Origin of the sequence: Mycolicibacterium novocastrense (assembly GCF_001570485.1) — a bacterium.
Classification (GTDB): domain Bacteria; phylum Actinomycetota; class Actinomycetes; order Mycobacteriales; family Mycobacteriaceae; genus Mycobacterium; species Mycobacterium novocastrense.
In genome coordinates, this window is record NZ_BCTA01000029.1 from 1 (window position 1) to 19,207 (window position 19,207).

A 19,207-nucleotide genomic window follows, 5' to 3' on the forward strand; every position below is an offset into this window, starting at 1 on the left:
TGTTCGATGCCATGTCGTCGTTGATTCTTCCTGCCCGAACACTCGGGCAACAGAGTCCCACAACGACTGGACCACCACGAGGGGCTCACCTCAATACGTCCAGATACTCAGCGGCCTTCGTGGTGGAGATGAGGTGCCGGTCCAGCAACACGGAGGCGGGAGTGCGGCGGGGCATGGCAGCGGATCCTTCACGGCACGTAGGGAAAAACTGGACCTCACGGTGAGACTCAGCAGATCTCTAGCGCTGCCTACGCAACCCGATTCAGGGCTTGCCCACGGCACTCTGTGGCGGGCGACTGCAACGCTAGCTTAGTGCACTGCGCGGGGTGAGCGAAGTGCCCCAAGGGCATCACGGCGCTCTGACCTGCAAAAACGTCCGATACTTTCTTGTATCGCGATGCCTCGCATTGTCGTCCAGAACTGTTCCTGACTGCTCTACAGGACAGCGCCAACGCCGTGCCTTGTGTCCCCTGCAGCAACCGAAACCCGGCCTGCCCGCGGGAACACTGATAGGTAGCGGATAGGTAAGCTACCTGCGATTCCGGCGTTTTGCCTGGTAGAAAGGGTGCCCCCGGCAGGATTCGAAGTAGCTGACAGCTACACTGCGTCATCGCAGCGTGAGCAGCAGAAACCACCACTGAGCTGCGTGACCAGCGCAAACCACTGTTGAAAGTGTGCGAGACTGGTTATAGCTCGTTGAGATTCACTATTGCCCGCTTGTTGCCCGTTTAGGAGACCGTCATGCCGCGCACGAAGTCGCCCACGAAGCCCGTCGGCGAACGCACCCGACGACAGTTCGGTCGACTACGGCAGCGTGCGAGCGGGCGGTGGCAGGCGAGCTACTTGCATCACGGCGCGGTCTTCAACGCACCCGCGACGTTCCCGACGAAGGCGAGCGCGGTCGCGTGGCTTGAGGACGAGCGCGAGCTGATCGAGCTTGATCGCCGCAACCCCGGGACATGGGCACCGCCCGCTGAGCGCGTCGCCAGACGGCAAGCGGAGAAGCTGACGCTGCGCAGCTACGCGCAGTCGTGGCTCGCCGCCAAGACGAAGCTGGCCCGTCGCACGCGCGATCTGTACGAGTCGCAGCTCGACAATCTGATCGTTCCGGCACTCGGCGATCACGCGCTCGCGGAGATCACGCCCGAGATCGTGCGGCGGTGGTTCGCCGAGTTGGGCAGCGAGCACGAGTCACGCAACGCTAAGGCTTACGCGCTGCTGCGCTCGATCTTCAACACCGCCGTTGATGACGGCCTGATCGCAAGCAATCCGTGCCGGATCAAGGGCGCGGCGCAGGTCAAGCACGCGAAGCACAGCATCGTGCTGCTGGACGCTGCTCAGCTGACACAGCTCGCCGAGAAGATGCCCGACGATCTGCGACTGACGGTGCTGCTCGCTGGCTGGTGCGGGCTGCGGCGCGGCGAAGTGTTCGCGCTGCGACGCTGTGACGTCGCCCCAGACGGCTCGATGGTGCGCGTCGAGCGAGCGGTGACCTATCGGCATGGGAAGCACGAAGTCGGGCCGTGCAAGACGCGCGAGTCGCGTCGCGAAGTGTCGGTGCCGCCGCATGTTCGCGACGTTGTCGTGCAGCACTTGCAACAGCACGTCGGTCCCGGTGACGACGCCCTGCTGTTCACGGAACCGGACACCGGGTCGTTCGCGGGCGAGAAGCGATTCAGAACGGCGTGGGAATCTGCGCGCGATGCGATCGGCAAGCCAGAGCTTCATTTCCACGACTTGCGGCACTGCGCGGGCGTGCTTGTCGCGCTGGCGGGTGCAACGCTGCGCGAGATCATGGGAAGGCTCGGGCACACCTCGCCGAACACTGCAATGCGTTATCAGCATATCGCCGAAGGGCGCGCTGCTGCCCTCGCTGATCGACTGTCGATGCTCGCGCAGCTGAGCGACGCCGAGCCGAAAGGTGCTGGCACTAATACGACTTCGTCGTAGTTCTCGCGCCAAACGGATGTCGATGATCTTGCGTCAGCTGTAAGCATCTGCGCTCTGCATCAGCTATTCTGGCGTCAGGTCATAGCCCCAGACCCGCGCACGCCCCACGCTCCGCACACGCCGACACGCCCCCGCTCACACCACACACACGCCCTGGGGATCGTCACCAGACGACGGAGCGACAAAGTGAGTGCCAGGTCAACCGCCACACCACACTTCATTTCCCTCAACGACGCTGCAACGCGGACCGGGTTCTCGACGTTCACCCTTCGCGCGAAGGTCAACAGCGGTGAGCTGCCCGCGTACCGCATCAGCGACAAGCCGCGCAGTGCGATCCGCGTGAAGATCAGCGACGTCGATGCGCTGTTCAAGCCGGTCATCCCGCCCGAGATTCAAGCTGTGCGATGAGTACCGCGCGAAATAGCAACGCGCACAATGCCGGCCACGTCGCAGAAGTCAGCGGACGCGCGTGATCCCTAGATAGCAGTGATGCCGCCCGCTATTGCCTCGACGGGCGGCATCACCGATCACCGACGACTCCGAGAGAGTCAGCCCCTCCGAGGGCGAGAGAAACCCAACCGAAGGACATCATGAAGAATACCCCAGCCCCCGGCACTGACGTCGGCAGCGAGGCAAGCGAGGCAGCGACGTCGCGCAACGGGCACCGAAGCGACGCCGTCGATCTCAGCGACATCGACCGCCTGTGCCCGCGACGCGGTCGCACGAACGCACATCTGCAGATCGTCTGGACGCCGCCCGTGATGCTCGCCGACGCGCTGGGCGTCGATCCCGAAAACGACACGATTCACGAGTCGGTTGACAGCAAGGGTTGGGAAGCATTCAAAACGCTGCGCAGACGCTACGGCGTCGCGATCGACCCAACAACGACGGTGTTCGCCGATCTCGACGCGGTGCACGACGGCGTGTGGCACGCCTGCGGTCTCACCCCGCCGTCAGCGAACGAAATCGCGAAGTTCGTCGCTGACTACTACCGCCCGCTTCCCGACCCGCAGAAGGCCGGTCAGCGGCTCATCGACGCGCGAAGCGAGCACTGGCGCGAACACAACGCCGTCGCCCGCGCGCTCACCGGGGTGAGCGTCGCCGCCGGTACGACATACTCGATCGAGCATGTGCGCGCCAAGCTCGGCGACGCCGTCGCAGACGCCGCCGTCGAGTTGATCGATCGGCACAACCTGCGCGCATGGGAAGCACCACAGCCGCGACCGAAAGAACGGCCCTATCTCACGACCGCAGCCGATCTGCACAAGCTCGGCGTGAAAGTCGACGCGATCGCCGCGCTGACGGCGGCGACCAACCGCGATCATGACACCGCGCTGCGTCTGCTCGCGCGTGCGCGCAAAACGCACCGCGACATGATCAACATGCCCGACGACGTCGGTGCGCCGCTCGCCGAAGCGATCAGGCACGCCGTCGACATGGTCGATGACCCGCCGACCGGCGTGATCGTCAACGGGCTGCTCTACGAAGAAAACGTCGTCAGCTGGGTCGGCGGCGGTGGGTCGCTCAAGACGTTCACGGTGCTCGACATCAGCTGCCGTGTCGCGGCGGGCATCGACGTCACGCATCAGCTGCGGGTGGCCAGGCAGCACGGCGTCGCGTTTCTGTGCGCCGAGCGGCGACATCAAGGGCTGATCGGCGACATCAGAGCGTGGTGCCGTAAGAACGGCGTCGAGTTCGATCGCGAGCGGTTCCGTATGTACGGCTGGGATGACGTCGTGCAGCTCGCGAACGCGGAGCGTATGCGTGAGCTGACCGAGTTCGTCATCGAGCGCGGCATCAAGCTCGTCGTGATCGACACGCAGAGCAAGGCGACTGTCGGGCTTGACGAGAACAGCGCGACCGCGATGAGCATGGCGTTGCGCAACGCCGAGAAGCTGGCTCGCGCAGCGAAGTGCGTGGTGATCATCATCCACCACACCACACGCGGCCAAGATCACGCACGCGGGTCGACCGTGATCAAAGACAACACCGATGTGACGATCCGTCAGGAGAAGACCGGCCCGAACGAGGCCGAGTTCATCATCGACAAGCACAAAAGCGTCGCTGTCGACGCCCGCTATCCGGTGAAGGCCGAGAAGATCACCGTCACCGTGCCCGACACCGACGAGCGCGCGGGCTACAGCTATTCGACACTGGTCGCCTCGGCGCGCGACCCGCTGACGGGCGACGAGCAGAGCGAGCAGGTGCGCGCCGCGCTGAGTCACGACGACAAGCTCATCCTGACGGTGATCAACGAGCACGACGGCGACCCGCTGACACCTGCCGAGATTCATCGCCGAGCGGAGGCGAAAGGCTGCCGCGCCAGCAGCGACACAGTGAGACGTCATCTTGAGACGTTCGCGAAACGCGGCTACGGGCTCGTCGTTGAGCACATCAACCCCGCGAACAGACGCAAGACATACAGCGCGAAGTCGAGCGGCGTGCCGCAGAGCCAGCACGCGGTCGACGCCGACGCTGACGTCGTTGATCTCGCGAGCAGGCGCAAGACGCAGCGATCGAAGACGTCGAGCGACGCGGAAGACTGACTCGACAAACCCGCAGCTCAGAGCGTTGCGCGCATTTTCAAGCGAAGTTCGCAGAAGTTCGCAGAATCGTGAGTATGGCTGTGGGACAACGGGTTTCGATGCCGTCGGCGGCGGGGTGTGTACGCGAAACGAGCGACGTCGCGGCGTGGAAACTGTAAACCCGCAGCTCACAGCGTTGCAGTTTGACGCAAACGGGTCTGCCCAAAGTTGGGCGTCAAACACAGGTTCACGCACGTTTCGCAGAAGGGTTGCGGGAAAATTACCCCTTCTAACCTGGGGTTCAAGCACAATTCGCATACGTCGCAGATCATTCACCCATTTGACGCACTTTTCGCACGCGCTTATATAGAGCGCGTGCAAAGGGCAAGGGTCGAAGATTGGGGCGATGCTTTAAACGACAGATCACCGTCGAAAATGAGCCGTCTCCTGTCTGTCTCATCGACGGACGACGCGATGAGAGGGCGGCGTCACGATCTCTGGGCGGCGTTGCGATGAGAGGGCGGCGTCACGATCTCTGGGCGGCGGCAGCGGGCGCGAGCAGAGGGCTGCGTCGAGAGGCTGCGTCATCGACACGCAGCTCGCATAACCACCGACACCGTCGGCGAAGTAGCAAGCGGGACAGAGAAATACGACGCCGTCGCTGTAATGGCGGCGTGCACGTTTCTCGGGTAAGACACAGGTATGCCGCAAGTGATGCCGCTCGCCGAGAGCCGCGCTCGCGCAGAGCGCGTCGCCTACCTCCGCGCCGTCGTCGGCATGTCGTGGTCGAAGATCAGAGACGAACTCGGCTTCAAGTCGGTCGGAGCGGCGCAGCAGGCGTACAAGACGCATCGACGCCGCAACCCGGTGCCGGGCGGCGAGACTGTGTTCGCTGATCTGATCGACCGACATCAGCACCGCAATCAGCAGGGAATGCTCGCGCTCGCGAAAGCGCAGGCGGCGAACGACTACTCGGGTGTCGCGACACTGCTGCGCTCGCTGCAGTCCAACGATGCTGAACTCGCCAAGTGGTTCGGCATCAGTGCAGAGACGCTGAACGTCAACGTGAAGACCACCTCCGCTACCGAGATCATCGCCGAAGCGCGCGAGCGTCTGCTGGCTGTGGTCGACGCCGAAGTCATCGAACCCAAGGAGATCGAGCAGTGAGCGCACCCAGCACGAGCACGAGCAAGCGCGACGCGATCAACGCGGCGATGAGCGTCGCCGACGACGTCGCGCAGAACAAGCTCGACCCGTCATCGCTCGACGCCGCGCTCGCCGACGAGCTGCGTCGGCTGTTCGGCGACGTTGCCGAGCAGGACGACTCACTGTGGTCGCTGCAGTGCGACGTCGCCCGCCAGGTGATCGCGCTCGGCGGCATCAGCCCCGACGAACTCGCCGAGTGGGCTGCTGCGTTGCGTCACCGCGACCCTGAGCCGTCAGATGAGTGCGACGCAGACGATGACTCGACCGAGCCCGTTTCGACCGGGAGCGACGCGCTCAGCCCGCAGAACGACGCGCTCGACGCGATCGCCGAGCGGCAGCAGCACACTGACGCCGCATCGTCAGCTGACGTCGACACCGAGACACAGCCCGACGAGCGGCAGCAGCACGCGGAGCCAGCATCGAGCACCGACGACGGCTGTGGCTGCAGCAGCGGCCCGACGATGGTCACGCTGCCCGATGGTCGTCGCCTCCCGTCACATCTGATCGCCGCACGCGGGCGCGATCTGCCGACCGTTCACTGAGCGCGCGGCGCGCTAGACAATCCCGACACTGTCGGGCCGGCGATCTCGCTGCCGTCTATCTGGGCCACAGCCCAGCCGATCATGCTGCGGCGCACCGCCTCTCGTCTGCTTGAAGTTGGTTGAGAACTTCTAGACAGCCATCTAATCTGCCCAAGACCTCAGTTAGACACCCGAAAGGATGAACCATGAGCATCGGGCAATCGGTTGGCTACCAACGTGTCTCGACCGTCGAGCAGAACACCGAGCGGCAGTTAGACGGGATCAAGCTGGACAAGCTGTTCACCGATCACGCGAGCGGCAAGGACACTGATCGACCCGAGCTGCGAGCGTGCCTCGACTACGTGCGCGAGGGCGACGAGCTGATCGTTCACAGCATGGATCGGCTATCGCGATCGCTGGTCGATCTGCGTCGCACCGTCGATAAGCTGACAGCGCGCGGTGTGCGCGTGCGCTTCGTGAAGGAAGGTCTGACGTTCTCGCGTGACGAGAGCGATCCGTGCGCGGTGCTGATGCTCAGCGTGATGGGCGCGGTCGCTGAGTTTGAGCGTTCGCTGCTGCTTGAGCGTCAGCGCGAAGGTATCGCGATCGCGAAGCGGGCAGGCAAGTACAAAGGGCGCAAGCCGTCGCTGTCACCTGCGCAGCGGGTGGAAGTCGCCGCGCGTCTCGCCGAGCGCGAGTCGGCGTCTGCGCTCGCGCGCGATTACGGCGTCAGTCGAGCGACGATTTACAACGCGCTGAAACTCGTTGAGGCGAGCTGAGCCCGCTCGCTGCTGCGCTCGACACACTGACCCCCGACTGTTGACGGTCGGGGGTCCAGTCGTCTCTACACCTAGTGGTGTGTCACGCAATTAGTTAACTGCATGTTCGGGATTATGTGTCGGTGAGTGCATCACCAGCAGCCGCGTTGCCGATCATCCCTGGGCGAGCGGCGTGTGGGCGTGAGGCATCTAGCAGTTCAACGGATTTGGTCAGTCAGCTGTCCCGATTGACCGCTGCAGCCTGGTGAATGGAGGCCTTGAGCTCTTCGTAGGCACACTCGTGCGGACGGAGGGCTTTCAGCGGTCCAAGCCGAATCGTCTTCTGCTCCATAAGGGTTCGGTTGAGAACACTCGTCGGCAGCACGTAGAACGTCCATTGCGCGACGTCGAGCGGGTCGACATGTTCGCGGTCCGTACCCGTGAGCAGACAGAAGACGTACACGTCGGCGCTTCGCCCCGCACTGGCCGCAGAGGTGTTGGTGCGGGCGTCCCAGCCCTTTGCGGGGCGGATGTTGAACGCGATCTCTGATAGCCGGGTTTGCTTCCACGTTTGCACGTAGGCAGCCGACTTCACCTCGACACCGATATCGCCGATGACGAGGTCGTACTTGTCCCATTCGACGCGCTTCGTGTCGCGAATGCCGAGTGCTTTGGCCACGATGTACTCGGCCAGCACACCACGGGTGGTGTTCGTGAGCAGGTCGTCGTACGCCCAGGCTAGAAATTCCTGTTTATCCAAGTAAGTCATCGTCGAGCCTTCATCGCTTGTGCAGTTAACTGCATGTTCCAACATGTAACTGCATGTTGCAACATGCAGTTAACCAAAAATGAGACGGACCACTAGTGTGCGACAACGTGAACTGAGCTGCGAAGATCGCGCCGACGTTCCCGACATGAGCGGGTTATCTTGTTAACCCGCAACAGTATTCGACACAACAGACGCTTGTAGCTCGCACCCGTTGATGTCATCATCGAGTCCATGAGTACAGCGAACGACAGCGCAGCCCGCGCGACTGATCGACCCGAGCCGCCGCGTCTTCGATGGAGCGACCGCTCGATGCTGAGCTGGCGAGCACGCAAGGCTGTGCTGGCATCGCGCGGTGAAGTCGACGGCCCGCGCGTCGCAGAGTGCAACGAAGCGTTGTCCTACTGGCGTATGCACGCGACGCTGCTCCGTGAGCTGCAGATCGACGCTGACGCGGCGCACAGCCTGCTTTCGGTGATCGAGCAGCATGACGCGGCGGTGTCGCGATGACGATCACCGCTCGCAACAACACGCCCGCAGCTCGCGCCGCGCAGCTCGATCAGCCGCAGCGCGCGCCCGTCGTCTACACGCAAGACCAACTGCGTCACCGTCGCCGCGCCGGTCTGCTGCACCGCTACACGCGCGCGTTCGATCTGACCGCCGAAGTCGCCGCAATCGTCTCACCGCTCGCAGCGCGGATGAGCTATCTGTCCCGACCGGGTGCGTGCTGGCGTGAAGTCGACGCGCTGACCGCCGCCGTGCACGAGCTGACGCACGTCGTCGTCGGTCTCATCGCTGAGCGTGACGCTCGCCGCAAGACCGCGCATCTGCCCTACGAGAAGCGCGCGTATGCCGTGCGCAGGCTGGTCGATCTCGCTGAGCGTCCTGCGTTGCCCGAGATCGACGACGACGCGCTCGCGTCGGGAGCCTGGGCAGCGACGCTGATCGCGATCGCCGAGCCGTACAGCGGGCAGCTCGCCGACCTGCTCGCGCACGCGCTGCCGCCCGGTGCAACGCGCGGTGTGCGATCAGCGTCCGAGCGTCTTGAAGCCGGGCTGCGCGTTGTCGACACCGCCGCGCTGACGCTTGACCGTCTGCTCGATCGCGCTGAGCGCAGCCGCGAGCAGCGACGTCGACAGACACCGCCACCGACCGAGACCGAGCGGGCGCGCGCTGAACTCGCTGCGCTCGGCATCGACTCCTGACCCGAGACCGACTGAGAGGCAACGACACCGATGACAGCCCCGGCCCCGACCACTTACACCGACATGCTGCCGGTGCGCTTTGACGCGCCGCTGCTTAACCCCGCGCCTAACGGGCTGTTCACCGTGACGCAGTGGACTGACGAGAGCGGCCCGCTGCGTTGGCTCGACAGCGGCGTCGAGATCAGAGGCGCGAACTACGGCGGCGAAGACGCTTTTGGCGTCTGGGATGCTGACTGGTGCGCGCCGCCCGATCCGGCGACCGCATCGCGCAAAGAGGGTGAGCGACCCGACTGGATTGAGCCGTTCGCGCCGATCACCGTCTGGGCTTACGACCAGTGCGATCTCACCGCTGCGAGCCGTGCCGAAGTTCGTCAGCGCGCGCAGCAGATTCTTCGGCTGCAGGAGCAGAACGCTGTCGAGCGCGAGTTCGCCGCCCGTCTGCCAGCCGAGGCTGCGGCGACAGCGGGCGGCATCGAGACGGCTGCGTCGCTCAAGCTCGCGATTGGCTACCTCGAAGGTGTTCTCGCCCAGACGAACACGGTCGGATTCATTCACATCGGCGCACAGTGGGTTGCGCAAGACGTCGAGCTGTTCAAGCGCAACGGTGCGGTGTTCACGTCACCGGGCGGGCACACCGTCGTCATCGGCGGCGGCTATGTCGATGGGCTCGATGAGACGATCGTCGCGACGAGTCAGCCGTACGGGTGGCGTGATCAGCCGTCGGTGCGTGAGGCGATCGACGAGCGGCACAACATCTGCGCCGCGATCGCTGAGCGCAGTTTCGTCGTCGGCGTCGAAGCGGTCGTCGCAGCAGCGACGGTGACGCCATGACAGCCGGTGCCGCAGTCGCGCACGACAGCGACGTCTACGTCGGCACCTGCTGGGAGTGCCAGGGACCGTGCGCCTTCTACAAAGGCGACATTCACGGTTGGCGGTGTCGCGCCTGCATCGACCGTTATCTCGACGAAGCCCAAGCACGTTGGGCGTCGAAGTCGCAGAAGGCGCGCGACAAGGTGATCCGCAACGTGCGCAGCATGGTTCACGAACACAATACCGACGGCAGCACCGCTATGACTCCGGGTTGTGCTGCGAATGATCGGCGTCGGGGCGGTGGCATGGCTGCGGGTCTCGCCGCCTCGACGTCGATCGCTGACAACCGAATCTCAGCTCACGCGAGCTGATCACGGAAGGACTGTGACGACAATGCCTCTGACATTGGCTGACCTGACTGACAAGCAACGTCGGCATCTTGAGACATGCATCCACGAAGCGGGGCACGCCGTCGCGGCGGTGACGCTGGGCGGCGTGATCCGCTCGACCGTGGTCGCCAGCGGTCGCGTTCTCGGCGTCCAAGGGCTGACGACCGTCGCTGAGATGCCCGAAGGCCGCAACCCCGAAGTCGCGTACAGCGGGCCGTGGGCGCAAGCGCGCTGGCTTGCGGGTCGACGCCCGACGATGCGCGAGGTCCACGCGGTTCTCGCGTCGACCGGACATCGCGACGACCGGGTGCTGTGCGCCGCTGGCGGCACGCACACCGGGCACGATGCCGTGCCGCTGCTGACGTATTGCTGGCCCGCTGTCGTGCGTGTCGCCCAGCAGCTCTACAACACCGGCGAAGCGACGCACCCCGACGTGCTCGCCGCGCTCAGCGTGGACGACGGCGGCGGGCTGGGCAGCTTCCAGCTCGCGAACATTCGCGCGCGGCTGCGCAGCGTCCCGCCGATCGAGCGGCGAAGCAAGCAAGCCGCCTGATCGACGTCACCGCCGCCTGAGCCTCGGCGGGCAGCGGTGACAACACCAGTGACCGATCGACAACCCAATCACCCGACGACGACACCCGAGGACGAACCATGACTGTCAGCCCGACCACCGCGACCGAGCCGACCGATGACGAGATCGACGCCGCGATCCTGCGCGAGATCGACACCAGCCGCGACGAGTTCGTGCCGTGGGCGCAGGTCCGCGAGCGCGTGCCCGGCAGCTTCTGGCGCAAGGGCGAAGCACTCGCGCGACTGTTCTGCAGCGGTCGCGTCTACGCAATCAAGGTCCGTGGGCGAAACTACGTCGCGCTCGGCGACGAGCACGACATCGAGATCGCGAAGCGGCACAAGGCTGCGGGCTGCGTGCCGGGGGTGCGGTGCCTGTGAACGGCGAACGGCACCAGCGCGCTGTGAGGATGCTCGTCGCTGCTCGCAGCCTGCAGGCTGCGAGAGCGCGGTGTGCTGCTGCCGTTCGACCGGCGACACCCGCAGAGCTGGCACGTCGACTCGACCCGAAGTTCGTTGTCACCCCGACGATTCGACTGCTGAGCGATCTTGCGGTGCGATCGGTCAGCGAGCCCGATCAGCGTGACATCGTGACGACGCCGCCGCGCACCGGCAAGAGCCGTCTGCTCGCGATCTGGACCGTCGTCTGGGCTCTCGCGCGCGATCCCGACACACAGATCGTCCTCGTCAGCTACAGCGACGAACTCGCCCAAGCGCACAGCCGCGAAGCACGGCAGCTAATCAACGAGCACGCCAACTATCTGGGCTTCCGGCTGTCGCAAGACAAGACGGCAGTCGGTCGCTGGCGAGTCGACGGGCACGCGGGCGGGCTGCTCGCCACCGGCATCAACTCCGGTGTGACCGGCTTCGGCGCAGACATGATGATCATCGACGACCCGGTCAAGGACGCCGCCGAAGCCGACTCTGCTGCTCATCGTCGCCGCGTGATCAACGAGTACCGCTCGACGCTCGCGACGCGCGTGCATCCCGGTGGCAGCGTGCTGCTCGTCATGACGAGATGGGCACCCGGCGATCTCGCAGGCGAACTGCTCGACAGCGAGCCCGAAGTGTGGCGGCACACCAACATTCCGGCAGTCGCCGAGTCAGGGATACCTGATGCGCTGCAGCGCGAGCCAGGCGTGGTGATGACGTCAGCACTCGGCTACACCGCTGATCACTTCGCGGCTGCGCGACGCACATCAGGCGAGCGCGCATGGTTCGCGCTCTACGAAGGTGTGCCCACCGCGCCTGAGGGCGGGCTGATCAAACGCGGATGGCTCGACAACTGGCGTATGCCCGCTGCGCCGAGCGCGCCGAGCATGACCGTCGTCGGCGTCGACCCGAGCGACAGCGGCAGCGGTGACAGCTGCGGCATCGTCGCCGCGTCGCTCACCCGCGACGGCGTCGTCGCGGTGATCGCCGACGTCAGCGCGCCGATGACGAGCGATCAGTGGGCGCGCGCCGCTGTCGAGCTGGCAGTCGACGTCGGCGCGTCGGAGATCGCCGTGGAGAGCTTCGCGGCGCGCGAGACGTATCAGCGTGTCGTCAACGACGCAATGCGCCGCTACCGGCTGAATCGCCCGGTACGAGTGACTGCGTGGCCCCCGAAGGGCAGCGGTCGCGGCGGCGGCGACGCGATCGCGCGCAGCTCTGCGCTGCTGCAGGGCCTCGAAACGGGCACGACGCGGATCGCGGGTCATCTGCCCGAGCTTGAGCAAGCTGCGGTGCAGTGGCAGCAACACCAGCATCAGCCCGACGTGCTGGCCGCGCTGGTGGTCGCCCACGACGTTTTGAGCCATTCCCTTGGGCAGCAGTGGCATATCGTCTCGCCGCTGGACATCGAGCGGCGGTCACGCGACCGCCCGATCGCGTCAATTCCCGAGTACCTGCGTCGCCGGATCAGCGGGTAGACGGCGGCTACTACCTACTTACTGCTGCACATATTCGGCCAGGCGTCGTGCGGCCACGGGTTTCTGACTAGGGGCGAAAAATGCGGGCTCACCTGTCAAGCCAGTGGTCACAGTGGCCTCGGGTGATTTGACAACGAACGCGGTGAACCTCGCGATCGACGAGATTATTGCTTACGGGCCAGTGCCGCTGCTTGGGCCCTCTTGATTTTGGCGGGTGATTGAAACACCTCATTAAGAATTTCGGCCATCAGCTCAATTACCAGCTGGGTGTCTTCATCAGAGATGGGGTCGACGAAATCGCCGTGAGCCATGTCGTTGCCGAACTCTCGTACCGTGTGAGCGGCATCTTTGAGGTGTAGTCGAATAAAGCCTTGCTTTTCAAGCTCCTCAATTTTATTGAAGAGTTTTCCGGCGGTAATATTCTTTTCCTTCGCTGTCGCTTCGATAACTGAGCGACACAGCAAAACGGCCGCGCGATTGTGCTTCTGACTGGCGCATTCGAACGCCTCCGTCGCTGCCCCTGCGATGTGGTCCGGGACATCGGGGTACACCTGGGTTTCGCCAGCCGCCGGAAACCACGCAAGTCCGCTTCCAGTCATTTCGTCCGCATAGTCATTTAGGCCACCGCCTACGGAACCGACTGCGCCCGCACTGACACCACCGGTCGCGATTGATTGCGCATTACACACTGAGCACTTGAAGGCGACGAAAATCCAGTAATTGTCGTCCAAGTACGGCGTCGGATTACCGGCGAGCTCCGAACCTGCTGTGGTCACGTCGCTGCAACGAGTGTGGCCGGTAGTTGACTTGCACGCCCAGCAGAAGTGGTTCAGCACGCAACAACTACACCACAGGTGCCGGGTTTCTCGCTTTCACACCACCCGGCAGGATTCGAAAGTTGACGCGGCGGGGTCAACCTAGAGCGAGTCGAAGAAGTCCTCGTCCAGCCGGTAGAGCGTCACCGACTGCTCCGGCTGAACGCCGATGCCATACTGCACCAACAGCTCGGCCAGCCGTGCGCCGTCAATAAGTTCAATGCGAGCGTTGATCCGCTCGGCCTCTTCGCGGGCACCCTTGGTGAATCGCGATGTAGTGATGAACACCCCGCGGTCGCCTTGCTTGGACAGCAGCGCGCCGGCAAATCCGTGAATCTGCGGCCTATCGACCGGTGTGTCGGTGTACCGCTTGGCCTGAATGTATATGCGGTCTAGCCCGAGAGGGTCTTGGCTGATGATCCCGTCGATGCCGCCATCACCAGATGGCGCAGTTCGATGAGCTGACCCGCGTGCACGCCCGTAACCCATGCGATCGAGCAGCCGGACGACCAGTTCCTCGAAGCCCGTCGGTGACAGCTTGAGCGCAGCCGCCAATACCTCGCTCTCCACTGCCGCCCGGTTGATGCGCTCCGCGCGCTCAGCTAGATCGTTGGGCGTACTTGAGTCTTCCTCGGAGATCGACGGCTTCCCGGCTCCTTGGCCATCTTCGGCGGGACGGTCTCGCTTGCGGTCACGGAACTCTAGATACGCCGGATACGCCTCCAAAGCCTTCATGTCGATCCGCTCGGGGTACTTGTCGAGCGCGGCGCGGCCCTCGTCGGAGATTGTCACCAGCCCGCGTCCAGGCCGCTCGATGAGTCCCGCCTGACTCAGATAGGACATCGCCCACCCGCCCCGGTTGCCGATTCGTTTCTGTCCGCTCGGCACCTTCTCGGCCCGCTCTTCGGGGGTAAGGCCGAACTGGTCGGCCATCGCCTCGATGACATCCCGCGAACGATGAACCTCGCCGTCGGCTAGGTGGGCAAGTACCGGACGCATCAGCGTCTGAAAGTCGGGGATCGTCACACAACTTCCTCCCGCTCTGATGGACGCTGATTGCTCCCGTTCGCGTCGGTCCGAACAAATTCGTAATGAACTCGACGGTGTCGGGGTGTCAGCCAAACACAATGTCACTGACAAATACCATTTATCGCCTCCACTGAATCACACAGCGCGCCGATCACCGCGCGCCGTGTCGCCCCGCTGTCGGTCGGCGGCGGCATACTCGCGCCCATGACAGACACGTGGACGACGCGCGATCTACCCGTCCTCAAAGCCGCCGTCGAGTTGTACGACCAGACTGGTGAAGGCCCAAGTGCGGACGAGATAGAGCGAGCCTGCGGCTTCGATGAGCAGACTGTCCAGCGCGCACTAAGGGCTCTCTATCGACAGCCGTACTTCGACAAAGGGGTCGAAGCATTCGGCGGCGACATCTTGATGGTCGGCGAGCCCACCGGGGATGCGTTTCGTGTCGCGGGGCTGTGGCCGTCGCCCGAGACTCAGCTCGAACGACTGATCGCCGCGCTTGAGGCTGCTGCCGATGACGACTCGCGCCAGCCGGATGAACGCAGCCGGATGAAACAGATCGCTCTGACGCTGCGCGGCGCGGCGTGGCAGGTCGCGCTCAACGCGCTCGGGGGCGCGGGCGGCAACTTGATGACCGGAGACTAGGCGTCGGTGCGATCCTGCATACTCTCGCCCATGACCGACGCGGGGGAAGAACTGGCGTACGACAACTGGGCGAAGTATCGGTCGGCATGGTGGACGCGATACTTCACTGGCGAGCTGGCGCACTTCTGGCCGCCGCAGCTCGATCAGTCCGAACCCGATGCACGCGGCTATCGCTGGCTTTCCCGCAGCGGCGTGTTCGACATCGCGGCCACCGAATCCGAGCACCGCGAGCTTCACACAGCAGTCGCCGCCTACGTGTGGGGCGTCGGCTTCACCGCTCGCATGTCGATAGGCCGCCTGGTCCGCGCCTTCACGGCCAACGCCGACACCGTGGAGGACAACTTGCGCCGCGCTGCTGCCGTCCTCGCTGATGATGGCCCGGTCGCGGCTTACGAGTCGTTGTTGGCGGGCGGCCCGAATCAGACGAAGTTCATGGGTCCGGCCTATTTCACTAAGTTCCTGTTCTTCTCCGGCTACCGCGACCCGGATGCCGAGCTGCGACCGCTGATCCTCGACAGGCGGGTGGCTATCGCATTGCGTGAGCGCGGCGTGTTCGGACCGAAGGCAGGTAACGCCGACTGGCCCAGCGAGCTTTACCGCCGGTATCTCATCTTCTGCCACGAACAGAACCCGACTGACCCTGCGGCAGTCGAGGCCGATCTGTTCAACGAGGGTCGCGCTCCCGGTTGACGGGCGGCTGCACCGCTACGGGGCGCAGCAATTCGCGGAGACGGGCACGCTGCTCGGGCGTGAGCGGCGGGGCGGCATCCACGATCTTCATGATGTAGTCGTCGTAGTTGTCCGATGTCACGGTGAACCCTCTTATCGCCCGGAAATTGCCCGTCAACTGCCAAAACAAGCTCTGAGCTGGTGCCCCCGGCAGGATTCGAACCTGCGGCCTTCTGCTCCGGAGGCAGACGCTCTATCCCCTGAGCTACGGGGGCGCGTGAGAAAACAGCGCCGATGGGCTTGGACAGCCTAACGCATTCAGCTCATCGGAAACGGATTCGGGGCCTGACCACCCGAGACCATAGGATGGACCCCCGTGACCCCCGCCGACCTGGCCGACCTGCTCAAGACCACCGCTGCCGCGGTGCTGGCCCAGCATGGGCTCGACGCGTCAGCGCTGCCGGAGACCGTCACCGTCGAGCGTCCGCGCAAGCCCGAGCATGGCGACTATGCCACCAACCTGGCTCTTCAGCTGGGCAAGAAGGTCGGCGCCAACCCGCGGGAACTGGCCGGCTGGTTGGCCGCGGCCCTGGCCGACAACCCCGGGATCGCCGCCGCCGACGTCGCGGGCCCCGGCTTCGTCAACCTGCGCCTCGAAGCGTCAGCGCAAAACGTCATCATCACCGACGTCCTGACCGCCGGCGCTGCCTACGGTCACAGCGAGGCGCTCGCAGGACAGAACATCAACCTCGAGTTCGTCTCCGCCAACCCCACCGGGCCGATCCACATCGGCGGCACCCGCTGGGCCGCCGTCGGCGACGCCCTCGGCCGGTTGCTGTCGACCCAAGGCGCCGCGGTCACCCGCGAGTACTACTTCAACGACCACGGCGCCCAGATCGACCGGTTCACCACCTCCCTGATCGCCGCGGCCAAGGGCGAACCGACCCCCGAAGACGGATACGCGGGCGATTACATCAAGGACATCGCCGCCCAGGTGCTCGCCAAGGAACCCGATGCGCTGGGCCTGCCCGACGCCGAGATGCGCGAGACGTTTCGCGCCATCGGCGTGGACCTGATGTTCGCCCACATCAAACAGTCCCTGCACGACTTCGGCACCGACTTCGACGTCTACACCCACGAAGATTCGATGCACACGTCCGGACGCGTCGAGCATGCGATCGCGCGGCTCCGCGACGCAGGCAGCATCTACGAAAAGGACGGCGCAACGTGGTTGCGCACAACCGATTACGGCGACGACAAGGACCGCGTCGTCATCAAGAGTGACGGTGCGCCGGCCTACGTCGCCGCCGATATCGCCTACTACCTCGACAAGCGCGAACGCGGATTCGACCTGTGCATCTACATGCTCGGGGCCGATCACCACGGCTACATCGCCCGGCTCAAGGCGGTGGCGGCCGCGCTGGGGGAGGACCCGGCCACCGTCGAGGTGCTGATCGGGCAGATGGTCAACCTGGTGCGCGAGGGCCAGCCGGTCCGGATGAGCAAGCGGGCCGGCACCGTGATCACCCTCGACGACCTGGTCGAGGCGATCGGCGTCGACGCCGCCCGCTACTCGCTGATCCGGTCCTCGGTCGACAGCCCGATCGACATCGACCTCGAGCTGTGGTCGTCGGCGTCCAACGAAAACCCGGTCTACTACGTGCAATACGCGCATGCGCGCCTTTCGGCCCTGGCCCGCAACGCCGCCGAACTGGGTGTCGTGCCCAGCACCGAGAACCTGCAACTGCTCGACCACGACAAGGAAGGCACGCTGATCCGCAACATCGGCGAATTCCCTCGCGTGCTGAAAACGGCTGCGGCACTGCGCGAACCACACCGTGTCTCGCGGTACCTCGAGGATATGGCCGGCGACTACCACCGGTTCTATGACTCCTGCCGCGTGCTGCCGCAAGGCGACGAGACGCCCAACGAACTGCACGGTGCGCGCCTTGCACTGTGTCAGGCCACCCGTCAGGTGATCGCGAACGGTCTCGGCATCCTCGGCGTCACCGCTCCGGAGCGCATGTGATCGCCCATCCCGCCGGCCCACGGCACGCCGAAGAGATCCACCACGGTGGTGCTCCGCCGCGCCCACAGTCGCCCTCCGAACTCCTGCTGCTGGCGCCGAACGTCTGGCCCCGCAGCACCGTTCGCGATGACGCCGGCGTGGTGTCCATCGGCGGTGTGCCGGTCACCGACATCGCCGCAAAGTTCGGGACGCCGACCTTCGTGGTGGACGAGGACGACTTCCGGGCGCGCTGTCGTGAGATCGCCGCGGCATTCGGCGGGGGCGACAACGTCCGCTACGCCGCCAAGGCGTTCATGTGCACCGAGGTCGCCCGTTGGATCGCCGAAGAAGGCCTCTCGCTCGACGTGGCCAGCGGGGGAGAGATGGCCGTCGCGCTGGCCGGTGGATTCCCCGCCGAGCGGATCGCGTTGCACGGCAACAACAAATCGGTTGCCGAGCTGACCGCAGCCGTCAAGGCCGGCATCGAGCACGTGGTGGTCGACTCGATGGTCGAGATCGACCGGCTCGACGAGATCGCCGGTGCCGCAGGCGTGGTCCAGGACGTGCTGGTCCGCGTGACGGTCGGCGTCGAGGCGCACACTCACGAGTTCATCTCGACCGCGCACGAGGACCAGAAGTTCGGGCTCTCGCTGGCTTCGGGTGCCGCGATGGACGCCGTCCGCCGGGTGTTCGAGACCGATCACTTGCGCCTCAAGGGTTTGCACAGCCACATCGGGTCTCAGATCTTCGACGTCGCGGGCTTCGAGATCGCCGCGCACCGGGTGATCGGGTTCCTTCGCGACGTGGTCGCCGAGTTCGGGGTCGACAAGACCTCACAGATGTCGATCGTCGACCTGGGTGGGGGCTTGGGCATCTCGTATCTGCCCCAGGACGATCCGCCTCCGATCGCCGACCTGGCCGCCAAGCTGACCGCGATCGTGCGCGAGGAGTCGGCTGCCGTCGGGCTACCGGCTCCGCGGTTGGTGGTCGAACCGGGACGGGCCATCGCGGGTCCCGGGACCATCACGCTCTACGAGGTCGGCACCGTCAAGGATGTCGCCGTCAGCCCGACCGCTCACCGCCGCTACGTCAGCGTGGACGGCGGTATGAGCGACAACATCCGCACGTCGCTCTACGGTGCGGAATACGACGCACGGCTGATTTCCCGACGTAGCGACGCCGCGTCGACGATCGGTCGGATCGTCGGAAAGCATTGTGAGAGCGGCGATATCGTCGTCCGCGACACGTGGGTGCCCGACGACATCCGGCCCGGTGACTTGCTGGGAGTCGCGGCGACCGGCGCCTACTGCTATTCCATGTCGAGCCGATATAACCTGATCGGCCGCCCCGCCGTGGTGGCTGTGCGCGACGGGCGAGCCCGTCTGATCCTGCGCCGGGAGACGGTCGACGATCTGCTGAGTCTGGAAGTGAGGTAAC

General features: G+C 64.8%; 21 protein-coding genes and 1 tRNA gene. 17 read left to right on the forward strand and 5 right to left on the reverse strand.

Going from position 1 to position 19,207, the window contains the following annotated elements:
• Positions 1-741 precede the first annotated feature (741 nt).
• The 6 genes from RMCN_RS12520 (at position 742) to RMCN_RS12545 (ending at position 6,981) form a co-directional block, all read left to right on the forward strand.
• Positions 742-1,950, forward strand: a complete 1,209-nt coding sequence (locus RMCN_RS12520; protein WP_067389557.1) for a tyrosine-type recombinase/integrase — start codon at positions 742-744, stop codon at positions 1,948-1,950.
• 186 nt (positions 1,951-2,136) lie between these two features.
• The gene (locus tag RMCN_RS12525) at positions 2,137-2,358 is read left to right on the forward strand and encodes a helix-turn-helix transcriptional regulator (protein WP_067389559.1); all 222 of its coding nucleotides are present in this window, start codon (positions 2,137-2,139) and stop codon (positions 2,356-2,358) included.
• Positions 2,359-2,540: 182 nt separating this feature from the next.
• Positions 2,541-4,496 carry an AAA family ATPase gene (locus RMCN_RS12530; RefSeq protein ID WP_067389560.1) on the forward strand — a complete coding sequence of 652 codons (1,956 nt, stop codon included), beginning with the start codon at positions 2,541-2,543 and terminating at the stop codon, positions 4,494-4,496.
• Positions 4,497-5,177: 681 nt separating this feature from the next.
• On the forward strand, positions 5,178-5,642 hold the full coding sequence (locus tag RMCN_RS12535) for a hypothetical protein (protein ID WP_084377380.1): 465 nt from the start codon (positions 5,178-5,180) through the stop codon (positions 5,640-5,642).
• Positions 5,639-6,223 (forward strand): hypothetical protein, encoded by a 585-nt coding sequence (locus RMCN_RS12540; protein ID WP_067389563.1) that lies wholly within the window; start codon positions 5,639-5,641, stop codon positions 6,221-6,223. Before RMCN_RS12535 ends, RMCN_RS12540 begins: the two co-directional genes overlap by 4 nt.
• A gap of 185 nt (positions 6,224-6,408) precedes the next feature.
• Positions 6,409-6,981 carry a recombinase family protein gene (locus RMCN_RS12545; RefSeq protein ID WP_067389566.1) on the forward strand — a complete coding sequence of 191 codons (573 nt, stop codon included), beginning with the start codon at positions 6,409-6,411 and terminating at the stop codon, positions 6,979-6,981.
• 214 nt (positions 6,982-7,195) lie between these two features.
• Here RMCN_RS12545 and RMCN_RS12550 read toward each other — a convergent pair whose 3' ends face one another.
• Positions 7,196-7,774, reverse strand: coding sequence for a hypothetical protein (locus RMCN_RS12550; RefSeq protein ID WP_234787644.1), 579 nt, complete (start codon positions 7,772-7,774; stop codon positions 7,196-7,198).
• A 186-nt stretch (positions 7,775-7,960) separates the two neighbouring features.
• Between RMCN_RS12550 and RMCN_RS12555 the strand changes: the two genes are divergently transcribed.
• The 7 genes from RMCN_RS12555 to RMCN_RS12585 all read left to right on the forward strand — a co-directional run bounded on the left by RMCN_RS12555 (position 7,961) and on the right by RMCN_RS12585 (position 12,607).
• On the forward strand, positions 7,961-8,236 hold the full coding sequence (locus RMCN_RS12555) for a hypothetical protein (protein ID WP_067389572.1): 276 nt from the start codon (positions 7,961-7,963) through the stop codon (positions 8,234-8,236).
• Positions 8,233-8,931 carry a hypothetical protein gene (locus RMCN_RS12560; protein WP_067389575.1) on the forward strand — a complete coding sequence of 233 codons (699 nt, stop codon included), beginning with the start codon at positions 8,233-8,235 and terminating at the stop codon, positions 8,929-8,931. Before RMCN_RS12555 ends, RMCN_RS12560 begins: the two co-directional genes overlap by 4 nt.
• A 63-nt stretch (positions 8,932-8,994) precedes the next feature.
• Positions 8,995-9,762, forward strand: a complete 768-nt coding sequence (locus RMCN_RS12565) for a hypothetical protein (RefSeq protein WP_234787645.1) — start codon at positions 8,995-8,997, stop codon at positions 9,760-9,762.
• Positions 9,759-10,112: a hypothetical protein gene (locus RMCN_RS12570; RefSeq protein WP_067389581.1), complete on the forward strand. Its 354-nt coding sequence runs from the start codon at positions 9,759-9,761 to the stop codon at positions 10,110-10,112. The genes RMCN_RS12565 and RMCN_RS12570 overlap by 4 nt, the downstream gene beginning before the upstream one ends.
• Positions 10,113-10,134: 22 nt before the next feature.
• Entirely contained in the window at positions 10,135-10,683 is a 549-nt protein-coding gene (locus RMCN_RS12575) for a hypothetical protein (RefSeq protein WP_067389584.1), read from the forward strand.
• Positions 10,684-10,781: 98 nt separating this feature from the next.
• Complete coding sequence (locus RMCN_RS12580) at positions 10,782-11,078, forward strand: hypothetical protein (protein WP_067389587.1); 297 nt, start codon at positions 10,782-10,784, stop codon at positions 11,076-11,078.
• Positions 11,079-11,107: 29 nt separating this feature from the next.
• On the forward strand, positions 11,108-12,607 hold the full coding sequence (locus RMCN_RS12585; protein WP_067389646.1) for a terminase large subunit domain-containing protein: 1,500 nt from the start codon (positions 11,108-11,110) through the stop codon (positions 12,605-12,607).
• A gap of 164 nt (positions 12,608-12,771) precedes the next feature.
• Here RMCN_RS12585 and RMCN_RS12590 read toward each other — a convergent pair whose 3' ends face one another.
• Together RMCN_RS12590 and RMCN_RS12595 are read right to left on the reverse strand one after the other, a co-directional pair.
• Positions 12,772-13,383, reverse strand: coding sequence for a DUF4145 domain-containing protein (locus tag RMCN_RS12590; RefSeq protein WP_234787646.1), 612 nt, complete (start codon positions 13,381-13,383; stop codon positions 12,772-12,774).
• Between the two features lie 141 nt (positions 13,384-13,524).
• Positions 13,525-14,421 (reverse strand): restriction endonuclease, encoded by an 897-nt coding sequence (locus RMCN_RS12595; protein ID WP_234787647.1) that lies wholly within the window; start codon positions 14,419-14,421, stop codon positions 13,525-13,527.
• A gap of 234 nt (positions 14,422-14,655) precedes the next feature.
• Here RMCN_RS12595 and RMCN_RS12600 point away from each other — a divergent pair, with 234 nt between their 5' ends.
• Positions 14,656-15,093, forward strand: a complete 438-nt coding sequence (locus RMCN_RS12600; protein WP_067389593.1) for a LexA family transcriptional regulator — start codon at positions 14,656-14,658, stop codon at positions 15,091-15,093.
• Positions 15,094-15,123: 30 nt separating this feature from the next.
• Positions 15,124-15,783, forward strand: coding sequence for an 8-oxoguanine DNA glycosylase OGG fold protein (locus RMCN_RS12605; RefSeq protein ID WP_067389595.1), 660 nt, complete (start codon positions 15,124-15,126; stop codon positions 15,781-15,783).
• Here RMCN_RS12605 and RMCN_RS31040 read toward each other — a convergent pair.
• Together RMCN_RS31040 and RMCN_RS12610 are read right to left on the reverse strand one after the other, a co-directional pair.
• Positions 15,758-15,904: a hypothetical protein gene (locus tag RMCN_RS31040; protein WP_165604437.1), complete on the reverse strand. Its 147-nt coding sequence runs from the start codon at positions 15,902-15,904 to the stop codon at positions 15,758-15,760. The two genes, RMCN_RS12605 and RMCN_RS31040, sit on opposite strands and share 26 nt — an antisense overlap.
• 57 nt (positions 15,905-15,961) lie before the next feature.
• Positions 15,962-16,037, reverse strand: a tRNA-Arg gene (locus tag RMCN_RS12610).
• A 101-nt stretch (positions 16,038-16,138) separates the two neighbouring features.
• Here RMCN_RS12610 and argS point away from each other — a divergent pair.
• On the forward strand, positions 16,139-17,791 hold the full coding sequence (argS, locus tag RMCN_RS12615) for an arginine--tRNA ligase (RefSeq protein WP_067389598.1): 1,653 nt from the start codon (positions 16,139-16,141) through the stop codon (positions 17,789-17,791).
• The gene (gene lysA, locus RMCN_RS12620) at positions 17,788-19,206 is read left to right on the forward strand and encodes a diaminopimelate decarboxylase (protein WP_067389601.1); all 1,419 of its coding nucleotides are present in this window, start codon (positions 17,788-17,790) and stop codon (positions 19,204-19,206) included. The genes argS and lysA overlap by 4 nt, the downstream gene beginning before the upstream one ends.
• Position 19,207 lies beyond the last annotated feature (1 nt).